The sequence below is a fragment of the Noviherbaspirillum sp. Root189 genome, assembly GCF_001428545.1.
Taxonomy (GTDB): Bacteria; Pseudomonadota; Gammaproteobacteria; order Burkholderiales; family Burkholderiaceae_D; genus Noviherbaspirillum.
The window spans coordinates 47,664-62,803 of the sequence record NZ_LMHZ01000001.1 but is presented as its reverse complement, the minus strand read 5'-3'; the positions used below and the strand labels follow the sequence as shown (position 1 = coordinate 62,803).

Annotated in this window: 15 protein-coding genes; 9 read left to right on the top strand and 6 right to left on the bottom strand. The window is 58.4% G+C overall.

Annotation, left to right across the window (positions count from 1 at the left end):
- Positions 1-67 precede the first annotated feature (67 nt).
- The 4 genes from ASE07_RS00290 to ASE07_RS00275 form a co-directional block, all read right to left on the bottom strand.
- Positions 68-1,171: a DUF748 domain-containing protein gene (locus tag ASE07_RS00290; protein WP_057288801.1), complete on the bottom strand. Its 1,104-nt coding sequence runs from the start codon at positions 1,169-1,171 to the stop codon at positions 68-70.
- 105 nt (positions 1,172-1,276) lie between these two features.
- Positions 1,277-2,548 (bottom strand): amidohydrolase family protein, encoded by a 1,272-nt coding sequence (locus ASE07_RS00285; RefSeq protein ID WP_057288800.1) that lies wholly within the window; start codon positions 2,546-2,548, stop codon positions 1,277-1,279.
- Between the two features lie 36 nt (positions 2,549-2,584).
- Positions 2,585-3,475 (bottom strand): ion transporter, encoded by an 891-nt coding sequence (locus ASE07_RS00280; RefSeq protein ID WP_057288799.1) that lies wholly within the window; start codon positions 3,473-3,475, stop codon positions 2,585-2,587.
- A gap of 69 nt (positions 3,476-3,544) precedes the next feature.
- Positions 3,545-3,880, bottom strand: a complete 336-nt coding sequence (locus tag ASE07_RS00275) for a hypothetical protein (RefSeq protein WP_057289050.1) — start codon at positions 3,878-3,880, stop codon at positions 3,545-3,547.
- 251 nt (positions 3,881-4,131) lie between these two features.
- Here ASE07_RS00275 and ASE07_RS00270 point away from each other — a divergent pair, with 251 nt between their 5' ends.
- The 8 genes from ASE07_RS00270 to ASE07_RS00235 all read left to right on the top strand — a co-directional run bounded on the left by ASE07_RS00270 (position 4,132) and on the right by ASE07_RS00235 (position 12,654).
- Entirely contained in the window at positions 4,132-5,256 is a 1,125-nt protein-coding gene (locus ASE07_RS00270) for a branched-chain amino acid ABC transporter substrate-binding protein (protein WP_057288798.1), read from the top strand.
- A 367-nt stretch (positions 5,257-5,623) separates the two neighbouring features.
- Positions 5,624-6,862, top strand: a complete 1,239-nt coding sequence (locus ASE07_RS00265) for a sensor histidine kinase (RefSeq protein WP_057288797.1) — start codon at positions 5,624-5,626, stop codon at positions 6,860-6,862.
- A gap of 140 nt (positions 6,863-7,002) precedes the next feature.
- Positions 7,003-7,602 (top strand): DUF924 family protein, encoded by a 600-nt coding sequence (locus tag ASE07_RS00260; RefSeq protein WP_057288796.1) that lies wholly within the window; start codon positions 7,003-7,005, stop codon positions 7,600-7,602.
- A gap of 109 nt (positions 7,603-7,711) precedes the next feature.
- Positions 7,712-8,881 carry a DNA topoisomerase IB gene (locus ASE07_RS00255; protein ID WP_057288795.1) on the top strand — a complete coding sequence of 390 codons (1,170 nt, stop codon included), beginning with the start codon at positions 7,712-7,714 and terminating at the stop codon, positions 8,879-8,881.
- Positions 8,882-9,049: 168 nt separating this feature from the next.
- Complete coding sequence (locus tag ASE07_RS00250; protein WP_057288794.1) at positions 9,050-9,352, top strand: antibiotic biosynthesis monooxygenase family protein; 303 nt, start codon at positions 9,050-9,052, stop codon at positions 9,350-9,352.
- 182 nt (positions 9,353-9,534) lie between these two features.
- Complete coding sequence (locus ASE07_RS00245; RefSeq protein WP_057288793.1) at positions 9,535-10,092, top strand: hypothetical protein; 558 nt, start codon at positions 9,535-9,537, stop codon at positions 10,090-10,092.
- A 328-nt stretch (positions 10,093-10,420) separates the two neighbouring features.
- Positions 10,421-11,488 (top strand): SRPBCC family protein, encoded by a 1,068-nt coding sequence (locus tag ASE07_RS00240; RefSeq protein ID WP_235548294.1) that lies wholly within the window; start codon positions 10,421-10,423, stop codon positions 11,486-11,488.
- Complete coding sequence (locus ASE07_RS00235) at positions 11,485-12,654, top strand: zinc-dependent alcohol dehydrogenase (RefSeq protein ID WP_057288792.1); 1,170 nt, start codon at positions 11,485-11,487, stop codon at positions 12,652-12,654. The genes ASE07_RS00240 and ASE07_RS00235 overlap by 4 nt, the downstream gene beginning before the upstream one ends.
- Positions 12,655-12,711: 57 nt before the next feature.
- Here the strand turns inward: ASE07_RS00235 and ASE07_RS00230 are convergent, their stop codons facing one another.
- Positions 12,712-13,296, bottom strand: coding sequence for a hypothetical protein (locus ASE07_RS00230; protein ID WP_057288791.1), 585 nt, complete (start codon positions 13,294-13,296; stop codon positions 12,712-12,714).
- A 269-nt stretch (positions 13,297-13,565) separates the two neighbouring features.
- Between ASE07_RS00230 and ASE07_RS00225 the strand changes: the two genes are divergently transcribed.
- Positions 13,566-14,114 (top strand): superoxide dismutase family protein, encoded by a 549-nt coding sequence (locus ASE07_RS00225; RefSeq protein WP_057288790.1) that lies wholly within the window; start codon positions 13,566-13,568, stop codon positions 14,112-14,114.
- Between the two features lie 10 nt (positions 14,115-14,124).
- On the opposite strand, the gene lpxO is transcribed toward ASE07_RS00225, so the two are convergent.
- The gene (gene lpxO, locus ASE07_RS00220; protein ID WP_057289048.1) at positions 14,125-15,024 is read right to left on the bottom strand and encodes a lipid A hydroxylase LpxO; all 900 of its coding nucleotides are present in this window, start codon (positions 15,022-15,024) and stop codon (positions 14,125-14,127) included.
- Positions 15,025-15,140 lie beyond the last annotated feature (116 nt).

Sequence of the window (15,140 nt, the reverse complement as noted above, 5' to 3'; positions counted from 1 at the left end):
ATATTTTTTGGGCATGCCTGCAAGAAGGAAGAAAAAAACGATGTCAGGGTGGGTTTCTGATGCCAGTCTAAGGCGTGAACAATTTTTTCACCATTCCACCGAGGCCTTGGGCAGCGGTACCGACGCCCTGCGTCAAGCCTTCCAGGCTGATGCCGAGACTCTCGGCCACCGAGGTGCCGATACGCCGGGTGATGCTGTCATTGAGCGAAAATCGCGGATCATCGAGATTGCCATCCAGGCTGAAATCGATACGGATCTGGTCGCGACGGTTCTTCAAGCTCGCAATGACCGCCTGGCGCGGCACGCCCATGAAAGTGCCGAATGCGCCACCCGCCGGCGCCAGTTCCAGACCCGTCAATGTCACGGTGCCTGGCGCATGCAGACGGTTGTTGCGCACGGTCGACTTCAGTTTCAGGTCCAGCGTCCCGCGTCGCACGCCGGTTTCCGAGGCCTTGATCAGGTAAGGCTGCAGTGCGACCAAATCCACACCCTGCAGCTTGGTGGTGATTTCGGAGTTCCGGTCAGCGATTTCGGCCCAGCCGTCGATCAGCAATTTGCCGTTGCGCTTCACGCCCTTGATCGAACCGTCCAGCTGGATGCGGGTACGGCCTGAAAGCGCTGGCAGGCGCAGGTCATCAATCCGTGCATGCATTTGCTCGATCCGGGTTTTGTGCGCCGGCTGGCGGACGGTCGCGTCATGGAATTCGAGCACGCCCTCACGCAGTTCGATGTGGCCGATGGAAATTGGCGTGCCAGCGACCGATGCCGGCTGTCCCGCTTGCGCGGATTTTTCAAGCAGGCTGGGCAATACGCGCAGCTTGCCGTCGCGGGAGCGCAGCACCGACACATAGGCACGGTCGACCGTGATACGCCGTACATGCACGCGCGCTGAAAACAGGCCGATCAGATCCGGCTCGATCACCACCCGGTCGGCCCGCAACGCGTCCGTGGCTGGCCATCCCTTGGGACTGGCGATACGTATCCCACGCATCTCGACCGCTGACCAGCCGACGACGACCTCGGCAATTTCGCTATCCGATCCAAGCGCCTGAAGCACCTGTTCCTTCAATACTCTGGTAGCGACATGCAATCCCGCAAAGGCCGCGAGGGCGAGCAGGCAGAGTGCGGCAAGCATGGCGACGGCCGCGCGCTGGTAAGTTTTTTTGTTCATCTCCCTCGTACCGGCTTGCTTGTATTTTTATCTCTTTGGTCAATCGTAGCGCGCCGGTTCCTGTTGTGATCGGCGTTGGCACAGTATGCCACGCGCCGCTCCGGCTTAGCGAGCAAGCCGGAAATCCACGGTCCCGGGGCGTCCCGGCAAATCCAGGCTGGCGCGTACGGCGGGCGACTGGCTGATAACGCGCCCGCGCCGGATCACATAGCGTCGTGCCGCCCGCAGGCGGATCGCTTCGATCGGATCGCCGGCGTCGAGGATGACCAGATCCGCATGGCAGCCGGGCTGCAGGCCATAGTCTTCCAGCCCGAGAATGCGGGCCGGGATTTCCGTCACCGCATTGAAGCAGGCCAGCATGCCCTCCTGACTGGTCATCTGTGCGACATGCAAGCCCATATGCGCGACTTCCAGCATGTCGCCGGAGCCCAGTCCGTACCAGGGGTCCATCACGCAGTCATGACCGAAAGCGACGTCGATGCCGGCCGCCATCAGTTCCGGCACCCGGGTCATGCCGCGCCGCTTCGGATACGTGTCATGACGGCCCTGCAGCGTGATGTTAATGAGCGGATTGGCAATTGCGGCGACACCGGCTTCGCGAATCAGGGGCAGCAGCTTGCTGACGTAATAGTTATCCATTGAATGCATCGAGGTCAGGTGAGAACCGGCGACGCGCCCATGCAGACCGAGCCGGTTTGCATGGTAGGCCAGGGTTTCGATATGGCGCGACAGCGGATCGTCGGATTCATCGCAATGCATGTCGACGCGCAAGCCCTTGTCGGCGGCGAACTCGCACAGCAGCCGCACTGATTCGGCGCCGTCGGCCATGGTCCGTTCGAAATGCGGTATGCCGCCCACCACATCGACACCCATTGCGATCGCGCGCTTGAGGTTGTCGAATGCGGTCGGGCTGCGCAACAAGCCATCCTGCGGAAACGCGACCAGCTGCATGTCGATATACGGCGCGACACGGCGCTTTACTTCCAGCAGAGATTCGGTCGCCAGCAGACGGTCGTCGCAGACGTCGACATGGGTACGGATCGCCAGCAGGCCACGTGCCGCCGCCCAGTCGCAATACTGCATCGCCCGTTCGATCAGCGCTTCCTGCGCCAACGTCGGCTTCAGCTCGCCCCACAAGGCAATCCCTTCGAGCAGCGTGCCCGACTGGTTGACGCGCGGCAGCCCATAGCTGAGCGTCGCGTCCATATGGAAATGCGCATCGACGAAAGGAGGGGTCACAAGATTGCCGCCGGCGTCGATTTCCTGTCCGGCATGCAAGGCCAGGTCGGTACCGATAGCGGCGATACGGCCTGCGGCAATGGCAATATCGGCCCGGGTGCGGTCCGGCAGCGTGGCGTCGCGAATAATCAGATCCATGCGGTCTCCCTGTTTTCTAATCGGTCAGTGTGTCCGTTACTGTTGGCCGCCGGCAGGCATGGATGCACCGCAATCCTTGCAGAACCTGGCATCGTCGTCATGGCCTTCGCTACGGCAGCTTGCGCAGATGCGTGTGCTCCGGCGCAGGCTGCCGGGCAGGCTGAGCCGCTGCGTCGTCATCTCGGCAGTCACAATACCGGTCGGCACGGCCAGCACGCCCCAGCCCAGCAGCATCATCAACGAAGCAAGCGCCTTGCCGACATCGGTTTGCGGCGTCATGTCACCGTAGCCGACCGTGGTCATCGTCACGATCGCCCAGTACATCGATTTCGGAATGCTGGTGAAGCCGTGCGCCGGTCCTTCCAGCACATACATCAGCGTACCCATCACCAGCACCGCCATCATGACGATCGACAGGAACACCAGGATCTTGCGGCGACTGGCACTGATCGCGCTGGTGAGCACCTGGTACTCCTGCACATAGAGCGTGAGCTTGAAGATGCGGAAGATACGGATCAGGCGGAGTATCCTTACATCAAGCAGCGCATGCACCTCGGGAACAAAAAACGCCAGATAGGTTGGCAGCACCGACAGCAGGTCGATAATGCCGAAAAAGCTGGTGGCGTAACGCAGCGGACGCTTTACGCAGGCAAGTCGCAGCAGGTATTCGAAGGTGAACAGCAGGGTGAATCCCCATTCCAGCACATTCATTTCCACATCGAAGCGTATGCTGATCGCACGCACGCTATCGAGCAGCACCACGAAAATACTGGCCAGGATGGCAACAATCAACAGCTTGTCGAATCGGCGGCCGGCATCGGTCTCGGCTTCGAAAATAATGGTGTAGAGGCGCAGGCGCCAGCCGCTTTCCGGCCGGCCGAACGGCGCGGTCGTTAGCGGTTGCGAGGAAGGCAGGTCACGGTTCATTGAGGATTCAGGCTAGGGAATTTCTGTTATGGGCTGCGTGCTGGTAGCCGGTGGCAAATAGAGCGGGGATCATTTATCGGCCGTCGCCTGTGCATAAAAAACGGCTAGCCAGATCGTGTCGGTACCGTCATTCCGTGTCCATTCTACGCGGTGACGTTCGCCCGCCGGAATAGTCACGTGGTCGCCTTCGATGAGCAGAAGCATGCGGTCGCCGCGTTCGAAGCGCAGGCAGGCTTCGCCTTTGAGCAGTAGCACCCATTCATGTTCTGCCTGTTCGTACCAGAATCCCGGAGGGGAGCTATGGCCGCGCGACACGATACGCTCGATCCGCACTCCGCCGGCACCGGCCAGGGTTTGAATGAGTTCATCGGCAAGCGCGGCGGGAATGTCCTGGTAAACATTCATGATTCCGTGATTTTGCATGTTGTGCATGGAATTGCTATTCCGCATTGATCTTCAGACGCCGAATTTAATTTGAAATTGCCGGTTACAGGAAAATTAATCGCCAAAAATGTCGGGATTCAGGCAAAAGAACGCAAGATAATTTGTCGAAATCTTGTCCATAATCCACATCCGTAACTTAACCAGTGCATAACGCTGGCGCTTGCCGACACGATCGGATGTGCCGTCGACAGAGACTTCAACAAGGAAAACGCATGAACCTGAACAAGATTATTGGTGGCCTCGCCCTCGTCGGCATGGTGGGTACGGCATACGGACAAGAAACCGTCGTCAAAATTGGGCACAGCGGTCCGTTGTCCGGTTCCCAGTCGTTCGCGGGCAAGGACAATGAAAACGGTGCCCGTCTTGCCGTGGAAGAACTGAACGCCAATCCGATCACCGTCGCTGGCAAGAAAATCAAGTTTGAACTGGTCAGCGAAGACGACCAGGGCGATCCGAAGGCCGGCGTCAACGTCGCGCAAAAGCTGGTCGACAGCGGCGTCAAGTTCGTTGTCGGTCCGTACAACTCCGGTGTCGCCATTCCCTCATCGCGCGTCTATAACGATGCCGGCGTAGTCGTCGCTACAGTAGGTTCCAACCCGAAGATCACCGAACAGGGTTACAAGACCCTGTACCGTATCAACGCCAGCGATACCCAGCTCGGCTCCAAGATGGCGCTGTACGCTGCCAAGGAACTGAAACTGAAGAACGTCGCCGTGATCGATGACCGTACCGCATACGGCCAGGGCGTCGCCGAAGAGTTCAAGAAGCAGGCCAAGGCTTCCGGCATGAACGTGCTGGGCCACGAGTTCACCAACGACAAGGCATCGGACTTCACCGCGATCCTGACCAACCTGAAGTCGAAGAAGGTCGAAGCGGTCTTCCTCGGCGGCTATGCACCGCAGGGCGGCCCGATGGCGCGCCAGATGAAGCAGCTCGGCCTCAATGCCAAACTGCTCGGCGGCGACACCATCTGTGCAGCTGAAATGGGTAAGCTGGGCGGTGATGCCGTCGGCGAAAACGTCCTCTGCGCGCAAGGCGGCGCGATCCTCGACAAGGCAGCTTCCGGTCCGGAATTCAAGGCCAAGTACAAGAAGCGCTTCAACCAGGACCCCGACGTCTACGCTGCATCCTTCTATGACGGCATGATGATGTTCGCCGACGCAATGAAGAAGTCGGGCTCTGTCGATCCGGTCAAGGTCAACGCCGAGATCCGGAAGGGTTCGTTCAAGGGCGTCGCCGGCACCTACTCGTTCGACGAAAAAGGCAACATGAAGCAGTCTCCAGTGACTGTGTTCACCTTCAAGAACCAGCAGCCAGTACCGCTGACCAGCTATTGATCAGTGATTGATCAGTTATTGATTGGATTGGTAATTTCCTATCAGTTGCGAAAATAAGAAGCGGCGCTCCGGCGCCGCTTTTTTATTTCTGTCCACCGCTTTCACACTCCCGCTGACTTCCGTCTTATATCCATTTCAGTCGTCGATGCCGGTCATTTAAGTACGGGTTATGGATATGCCTGCAGGCAACAACGCCGGAGAACTCCCGGCATGTTGAAAATTGGCAATATGGAAATCTTGGCCTTCCTCCTGCTACACTGATTCTTATAAACAAAAGGTGGCTTAGCGACCCCTCATACTCGCTGCTGCAGTGGCCGCAGCAATGGTAGAGCAACGCTGATCCAGAGGAAATTCTCTGTTGCCAGACATGCAGTCTGGCGTCACTCAGGCATTATTGATCGGTGTGGTGGACCGGCCATGCCTGTATACCGAGAGGGAGGCAAGGGTGTCGAACGTTTTTGCCCAATGGTTTTCAGAAAGCGGCTTCCGGCCGCTTGGGGAAGGCTTTCTCTGGAATGGTGACCTGCTCTGGACCTACCTGGTTCCGGACGCGACCATCGGCTTCGCGTATTACCTGATCTCGTTTTCTCTGCTGTACTTCATCCGCAAGCGACCGCACACCCAGTTCCGCTGGGTGTTCAGCATGTTTTCACTCTTCATTTTCCTCGCAGGCAGCACGCATTTCGCTTCCATCCTCACCGACTGGCGAGCAGAGTATTGGCTGGCCGCTTTGCTGAACGCCGCGACCGCCATCATCGCCATCGTCACCGCATTGCTGATGTTGCCGGTGATTCCCAAGGCTGCGAGATTGCCGGCACACAGTCAGTTGCAGGAAGTGATTACCCGGCTCGAGCATGAAATCGATGAGCGCAAGAAGGCCGAGGCAGCCCTACGCGATTCGCAAGCCACGTTACGCGAACTCGCCGCTTACCAGGAGCGTATCCGCGAGGATGAGCGCAAGCGCATTGCCCGCGAAATCCATGACGAACTCGGGCAAAACCTGCTGGCCTTGCGCCTTGACGTCGCCAGCCTGCATGAACGCGCCGGCAGCCGCCATCCGGCCCTCAGGGAGCGCGCATCGACCGCGCTGGAGTACATCGACATGACGATGAAATCGATTCGCAGCATCATGAACAACCTCAGGCCCTCTGTACTCGACCTTGGCTTGCAGGCGGCCATCGAATGGCAAGTCAGGCAGTTCGAGACACGCAACCATATACCGTGTGAACTGCTGATGACCGATGACGGCGCTACGGACTCGGTGCCGGACGCACACGCTACCGCCGCTTTTCGGATACTGCAGGAATCCCTCAATAATATCGGAAGGCATGCACGCGCCACCTTTGTGGGTATCGAGTTGCGCATCGACCAGGGCTTGTTGACCATGGCCATCAGGGACAATGGTGTAGGCATGTACCCCGGCGATCGGCGCAAGGCGCACCGCTTTGGGCTGGTCGGCATTGAAGAGCGTATTACCATTCTCGGTGGCGAATTGCATATCGAAAGCATGCCGGGGAATGGCACGGTACTGCGCATCAGCATCCCCTTAGGCACAGCGCCTTCACCCGAAGTCGACAAACGCGTCGTCGCATCGCTGGACGTATAGAGAATTAGCGCAAGCGACATTGCGCGAGTCCGGTCGCCGACCGCGCCGAAAAGAGTGCAAGTTTCAGTGATCCTGATCCTGCCGGCACGCCGGGCTTCGCTCCGCTATCATTGGTCACCCTGCCCAATGAAAGCCCCTGTATGGAAAATGTTGCCACCATTCTCGACTTCTGGTTTGGTTCCGAGGCTGACGACAAGGCCGTCGCCGATGGACAAGCACAACTCTGGTGGAGCAAGAATGCCGCCGTCGACCTCGCCATGCGCGAGCGCTTCGCCACATTGACGGATAAGGCCGCGTCACATGCTTTCGATGACTGGGCCGAAACGTCGGCAGGCCTGCTTGCGCTGATCCTGCTCACCGACCAGTTTCCACGCAACATGTACCGTGAGACGCCACACTCGTTTGCCTTCGATCCGCTCGCGCTGGCCTGGTGCAAACAAGGATTGGGCAACGGTCTTTATGCAACACTGAGGCCGATTGAGCAGGTCTTCTTTTTTCTTCCGCTTGAACATTCCGAATCGCTCGACGACCAGGATCATGCAGTCGAGCTGTTTGCCGAACTGCTCGCCAATGCGCCGCCGCCGCACTGCGACACCTTCGCCGGTTTCCATGATTTTGCGCTTCGCCATCGTGAAGTCATTCGCCGCTTTGGTCGCTTTCCGCATCGAAACGACATACTGGGACGTACCTCCACGCCGGAAGAACTGGCTTTTCTTCAGGAAAAGGGTTCGCGGTTTTAAGGGAGAGAGTGTTTCGGAGGAGATCTTGCCTGGCACCAGTTGACTTCGCTCACGGCAGGCAAAAGCTGTAACGGTAAAGTGAGAGTACGCCTCTCCTGCCAGCAAGCTCATGACGACAGCCTCTCCTCCTATTCAAGATACCCCCTTGGTTGCCAAGCAAATCGGCCTTCGCTATGGCGCAGACAATGTTCCCGGCATGACGCGCCGCCCGTATCGTGACGGGTTTCGCTACATCGACGCAGACGGCAAAGCGGTCACGAATGAAGCGACGCTTGCACGTATCAAATCGCTGGCAATACCGCCGGCGTGGACCGATGTCTGGATCTGTCCATGGGACAACGGACATCTGCAGGCGACCGGTCGGGACGCCAGAAAGCGCAAGCAGTACCGTTATCATCCGCGCTGGCGCAACGTGCGCGATGAGGCCAAGTACGAACGCATGATCAGCTTCGGCCAGGCTTTGCCAGGCATCCGCAAGGAAGTCGACAAGGCATTGAACCTGCCCGGACTGCCCCGGGAAAAAGTCCTGGCCACCATCGTCTACCTGCTGCAGGCCACCATGATGCGGATTGGGAATGAAGAATACGCACGTCAGAATAAATCCTTCGGCCTGACCACACTGCGTGATCGCCATGTCCGCATCGACGGCTCGGAAGTCGAGTTCCGGTTCCGCGGCAAAAGCGGCGTCAATCATGCGATTAAGGTGGACGATCCACGGCTGGCACGCATTGTCCGAAAGACACGTGACTTGCCCGGGCAAGAGTTGTTTCAGTACATCGATGATGACGGTGAGCCGCATACGATCGGATCGAGTGACGTCAACGATTACCTGCGCAGCATCACCGGCGAGGATTACACAGCCAAGGATTTTCGTACCTGGTCCGGGACCGTGCTCGCTGCGCTCGCGCTGCAGGAATATGAAAAGTTCGATTCGGAAGCGCAGGCCAAGAAAAATGTCGTGCGCGCCATCGAATCGGTTGCCGAAAAACTCGGCAATACACCCAGCATCTGCCGCAAATGCTATGTGCATCCGGCCGTGATTGAATCCTATCTTGACGGCACCATGCTGCATGCCTTGCAACAGCGGGCACAGGATGAGTTGAAAACCGACCTTCATGCGCTCGGACCCGAGGAGGCCGCCGTGGTGGCCTTGCTGCAGCAGCGCCTGAGCATGCCGTCTTCGAGCGCGGCCAAAGAAAAAACGGTAAAAGCGCGCAAGGCGGCGCCGCGCAAACGGAGTGTTAAAGCAGCATCTTCAGTTGCAAGAGCAGCGAGGTAAGCCTTGTTGCGCTGCTGCGATAGCGCTGGTGGTGCTGGTGGTGCTGGTGGTTCAGGTCCGGTTAAGCACCCACTGGTCAGGAGTTTGTCCTCGGGCACGGCAGTGGCGAACCCGAGGCGACATAAGATGCAATAATTCCAATCCGAACCAACCACCGCAAGGAACAACATGATTCTCGAACTCGCAGACATCCGCATTCAAGCCGGCAAGCAGGCTGAATTCGACGCCGCCATCCAGCGTGGCGTGGAACAAGTTATTTCCAGGGCCAAAGGCTTTCAGGGATACAAGGTCAACAAGGGCATTGAATCGCCCGACCGCTACGTGCTGATGATTTTCTGGGATACGCTGGAAAACCATACGGTCGACTTCCGCGAGTCGCCGGCTTTCCAGGAGTGGCGGGCGATCGTTGGTCCCTACTTCGCTGCGCCGCCGGCGGTAGAGCATTTCACGCTGCTGACAAAGTCCACCTGAGGCCATCCGGGCGCTGGCATTTTTGTTGGAATTCGTCCTACAGGCGGCCACTATCGGCCGCCCGCTTTGCATCAATTCAATTCATTCTGCCGCGCGCAATGATATGATCCGAATGCAGTCCGCGAACCAGCAAGGATGCGGGGGGACAGGACAATCGCCATTGCCACAGAGGTTGAACAAGAATGCCATTCAATGCTGACGTAATTACCCTGACGCTGATCGCGCTGCTTGCCGCGCTCGTCATCGGCATCGTCGCATATGCCGTCTCGGCCAAGGCCGCGCTGCGCCGTACGCAGCGTGACATCACCTCCATCAACGCAACGATCATTGATTACTTCCGCCGCAGCGGTGTCCAGGTTGCCTGCGACAGTACCCGCCTGGCAGGACGCAATGCCTTTACTGCCGTCGTCGAATCCGAGCCGATGAAGCGATTCCGGCTGTCACACATTATCGAAATGACCCTGCGCGAACATGTGCGCAAGAACTGCGGCTTGCAGCTTGAAAAGGTCTACTGGCGCTTTCCGATCAAGGAAACCGCATCACCCGCGACCGGAGAGAAAGCAGCCGATGCATCGCCTGACGCCGGCAAGGCCGAACAAAGCCCGGACGATTACATCAACGAAGGTCTCGAACATTACCGACACATTCCCAAGCCCGAAGTCACCGAGCTTGACTGGGAAACCTTCGAACAGGTCTCTACCCTCGGACGCGGCAAAGACGAACAGCAGGGCAATCCCTGATTCCTTGATTCGCTGATTCACTATGCGGTTGCCCGCCTGAGCGCAGCTGCCGGCTCCGAGCTGTATCGCGCTGTATCGTTTTCCCCGCTGCCCCATACGGATGCATTCCCTGACCGGCATCGCAACAGTGATGCTATTTCCTCTTTCCAAAGTCATCAGGGCGAACGGGTTCTAAGCAAGCCTAGTCTCGCCCTCGCAGGGAACTCCCCCGAATCATTGCCTGACTAACTAACTCTTTAGTTGTTGAAATGTCATGCCCGGCCGCAAGATACGTTTGCAGCCGGCTCCGCAATTCATGTGGTTCATTCAGCCGGCAAGGTGCGGGCGGATGACCAGCGCCACGGAGGAATACATCATGCAGGATCAGGCAGCACGACCGGCTCCCGTCGGGTCGGCAGCGAGCGGGCATCATCTGCCGACCGCCAATGATTTTCTTAACAGTCCAAACCCCCAGTACGCATCATCCTATGATGCCCAATATCGGGCCCCCAATGCCGGACGCGCCGAACAGCTGGCCAAGGCACTGGGATGGTTCAGCATCGGCCTCGGTCTTGCACAACTGCTTGCGCCGCGCCGGATGTCGCGTGCCATCGGCGTGGCGGACAGCCCGACACTGATGCGCGCGATCGGTGCGCGCGAGCTGACCGCCGGTGTTGGCATCCTGAGTCAGCGGCGTCCTGCGAACTGGCTCTGGAGCCGGGTTGCCGGCGATGCGATGGACCTCGCCATGCTGGGTGCCGCGGCCCGCTCTCCCGGTGCGCAGCGCCGCAAACTTGCGATTGCCGGTGCGGCCGTTGCAGGTATTGCCGCGCTTGACCTGCTGTCGAGCATGGACAATCAGCAACGCAAACTCATGGGACAGGGGCCCACTATCAGCGGCGCGGTGAATGTCGAGAAATCCGTCACCATCAACAAGTCGCCGGAGGAATGCTATCGCTTCTGGCATGACTTCGAAGCGTTTCCCCGCTTCATGAAGCACATCGAATCCGTGCAGCTGACCGGTGAAAACCGCATGCACTGGAAAGCGACCGGGCCACTGGGCATGACCGTGGAATGGGATGCCGAGCTGACCGAGGACCAGCCGGGGAAACTACTGGCATGGCGCTCGGTCGAGGGTGCCGATGTCGACAATTCCGGCAGCGTACGCTTCGAGTCTGCGCCAGGTGGGCGCGGCACCATTGTGCGGGTCGTCATGCAATACAGTCCGCCGGCCGGTGTCGCCGGTGCGCTCATCGCCGGCATGTTCGGTGAAGAGCCGTCGCAACAGATTGACGAAGACCTGCGCCGCTTCAAGTGGCTCATCGAAACCGGCGAGATTCCGACTACCGTGGGCCAGCCATCTGGCCCGCGCGGCGCATGGAACCGCACACTGTTCAGGAAAGGAACACCAGGATGAGAGCAAATGTCTGGCATGGCAAACAGGATGTGCGGATCGACAATGTGCCTGATCCCGAAATACTGAATCCACGCGACGCCATCGTGAAGATCACGTCGACCGCGATCTGCGGCTCCGACCTGCATCTGTACAACGGCTTTGTGCCGACCATGGAGAAGGGCGACATCATCGGCCACGAATTCATGGGTGAGATCGTTGAGCTTGGCAAGGACGTGAAAAACCTGAAGATCGGCGATCGGGTGGTGGTGCCTTTCCCCATTGCCTGCGGCAATTGCTTCTTTTGCGAGGAAAAGCTGTATTCGGTCTGCGAAAACTCCAATCCCAATGCCGCGATGGCGGAAAAGATGTGGGGCCATTCACCGGCCGGTATCTTCGGCTATTCGCACCTGACCGGCGGTTATGCGGGCGGTCAGGCTGAATATGCGCGCGTGCCTTTTGCCGACGTCGGACCGATCAAGATCCCGGACGGCATGACCGATGAACAGGTGCTGTTCCTGTCCGATATTCTGCCGACCGGTTACATGGCGGCTGAAGCCTGCGACATCCGTCCCGGTTCCGTGGTCGCGGTGTGGGGATGCGGCCCGGTCGGCCAGTTCGCCATTCAGAGCGCCTATCTGCTCGGTGCGGAGCGCGTCATCGCGATTGACCGTTTTCCCGAGCGCCTGCGCATGGCGCGTGAAAAGTCGAAAGCGATCACCCTGGATTACGAAGAAGTCGATGTATCGGCCGCGCTGAAGGAGATGACCGGCGGCCGCGGACCGGATGCCTGTATCGATGCGGTTGGCATGGAGGCGCATGGCATGGGGTTGATGGGCGCCTACGACCGCGTCAAGCAGGCGATGAGCGTGGAAACCGATCGTCCGATTGCCCTGCGCCAGGCACTGATGGCGTGCCGGAACGGTGGCGTCGTGTCGATTCCCGGCGTATACGGCGGCTTCCTCGACAAGATCCCTTTCGGCTCGGTGATGAACCGCTCGCTGACCATCCGCACCGGCCAGACGCATGTGCAGCGTTACATGAAGCCGCTGCTCGAGCGTATCCAGAAAGGCGAAATCGATCCGACGGTTGTCATTACCCACCGCATGTCGCTCGACGAAGCGCCCCACGGCTTCGATATCTTCTGCAACAAGCAGGATGAATGTATCAAGATCGTACTGAAGCCTTAGTCTTAACCTAAGGCTTAAACGAGGCTGCGGGCTGCATATTCACCCTGCTGCGGGGCGCTACTGCACTTCGATGTGGTAGAGCCCCCACGGGCACCAGCCAAAGCGCTCGTTCAACGGGCGCGCCGCCATGTCCGGAAAACGGTCCGCATCGTAGACAGCCCACAGCGGTCCGAGTCCACCCAATGGTATCGGCCGTTCGTCGAGATGGGTCGCGACGATGAAGCGATGCTTTTTCAGGTCGGCTACCGCCACTGCCACCGCATAACCGTCCACGGCGCGCAGCAGCAACTTCGCATTGTCCTGCGGTCGGGCGCCTGCCGCCTTTACCACGTCAAGTAACAACGGGCCGCGCAATGCATGCGGCTGGCTGTCATATTCCAGGGTCGGACGAATGGCGACTGCGGGCATTGCCGCCAGCGCGGCGAAATCGAAGGTGTGCGCCTTGTCGAATTTCACGCCCTGCTTCTTCATCATCTGATCGAGCGCCGGATCCAGCGGTCCGCGGTTGCCGGCGCCGATTGCGCCGGTAATGGTAAGCAATGCCGGCCCCGGACGCGTTGTGTTACCCGCTTTGGCGTTGGCCATGGCGGGTAGTAGGGTTCCTGCGGCCAGTCCGGCACGGATGAATTCGCGCTTGTTCAAGTGTTCCCCTTGGGTGAATGGAGCGACCGATTTTAACGTAGAGCACTTATCAACATGCTGTTCGCCGTATTACTTTTCCTGGCCGTACACTACGATGAAATCCGTTCTTAGTGTTAGCGGTCCGTCTGCGCATCCGCCCTGATGCATTTGGGCAAGATCAAACACCGTATGTTGAGATTGTAAAAAAATTACGTTGCATGAGAATATGTATAAACGCGGGGACGTTTCAACCGCGTCAATCAAAAGCATTCAATAAAAGGAGGTCTCGTATGCGCATCATTTCCAGCGTGCTGCTTGGCAGTGTCGTTCTCACCGGCTGCGCCGGAATGTCCGGTAAGTCCGGCGATAGTCATGGAATGCCCACCCCCATCGCCGTGTCGCAGCTCAGCCCGACGCAAGGCAACAAGACCAACGGCGCCGTCAGTTTTGTGCAGAAAGGCGACAAAATCCTCGTCGATGCGCGCATCGATGGCTTACAGCCGGGACTGCATGGCTTCCATATCCATGAAAAGGGCGACTGCAGCGCACCTGACGCAACAAGTGCGGGTGGCCACTTCAATCCTTCCGCAAAACCGCATGGTGACCCGGCGCATTCGGGACATCACGCGGGTGACCTTGGTAACCTGAACGCCGATGCAGCCGGCAACGCAGTAATGCAGATGGCAGTTCCCTTGAGCGACTTCAGTCTTGCCAAAGACGCACCGAACAGCATAGTCGGCAAGGCGCTGATCGTCCATGCCGATCCGGACGATATGAAAACTCAGCCTACCGGTAATTCCGGCAAGCGCGTCGCTTGCGGCGTGATCCGGTTAAAGTAACGCGCGGGATTCAGGCAAATACAATCAATGCCACCAGTCCGGCAATCAATCCGAGCTTGGTGACCTGATACACCATGCGGTTCCATGCCTTGAAGCGGCGCCGGTACTGTCCCATTGCCCATGCAAAGCGAAACACTTTGTTGACGCCGCCGAGTTGGTCGCCCGTCTCGTTTGGCGAACTGGCTGCGGTCATCATTGTGTGTGCAAGAAAGCGGTTGACCGCTTGCGCCCAGCGATAGCGCATCGGCCGTTCAACATCGCAGAACAGGATGATACGGTTGCTATCGGTGTCATTTTTTGCCCAGTGAATGAAGGTTTCGTCGAACATGACGCCTTCGCCATCGCGCCAGCTGTAACGCTCGCCGTCCACTTCAATAAAGCAGCGGTCGCTGTTCGGTGTGACCAGTCCGAGGTGATAACGCAACGAACCGGCAAATGGATCACGGTGCATATTCAGCTTGCCGCCGGGCGGCAGTTCGGCAAACATCGCCGCCTTCACTGACGGAATGCCTCTTAGTAACGCGACCGTTTGTGGACACAGCCGTTCGGCCGACGGATGGCTGGCGTCATACCACTTCAGGTAAAAGCGCTTCCAGCCATATTTGAAAAAAGAATTAAATCCGGCATCGTCATTTTTTTCTGCGGCCCTGATCTTTTGCGCAGCTTGCAGCCGCAAGGCTTCGGCACGGATGACTTGCCAGTTTTGCTGCAGAACCTCCAGTTCGGAAAACCTATGCACATCGAAATAGGGGGTCGACGGTACATGTGAGAACGTGTGCAGGAACAGGTTGATCGGCGCCATGAAGGACGAGTGATCAAACAACTGCCGGAAAATCGGCAGCCGCACGCGGCCGCGGAAGTGAATGTGAAAAACCGAGACCAAATACAGCGAGACAATGGTCCATTTCATGGTGCAGCTCGAAAGCAAATACAAAAGCGGCACCCGTAAAAGGTGCCGGACATGGTCATTCAATAAACCAGGCCACCACGCTCGAATTTGATGTTTCTCAAGTGTCTTGCATTTGC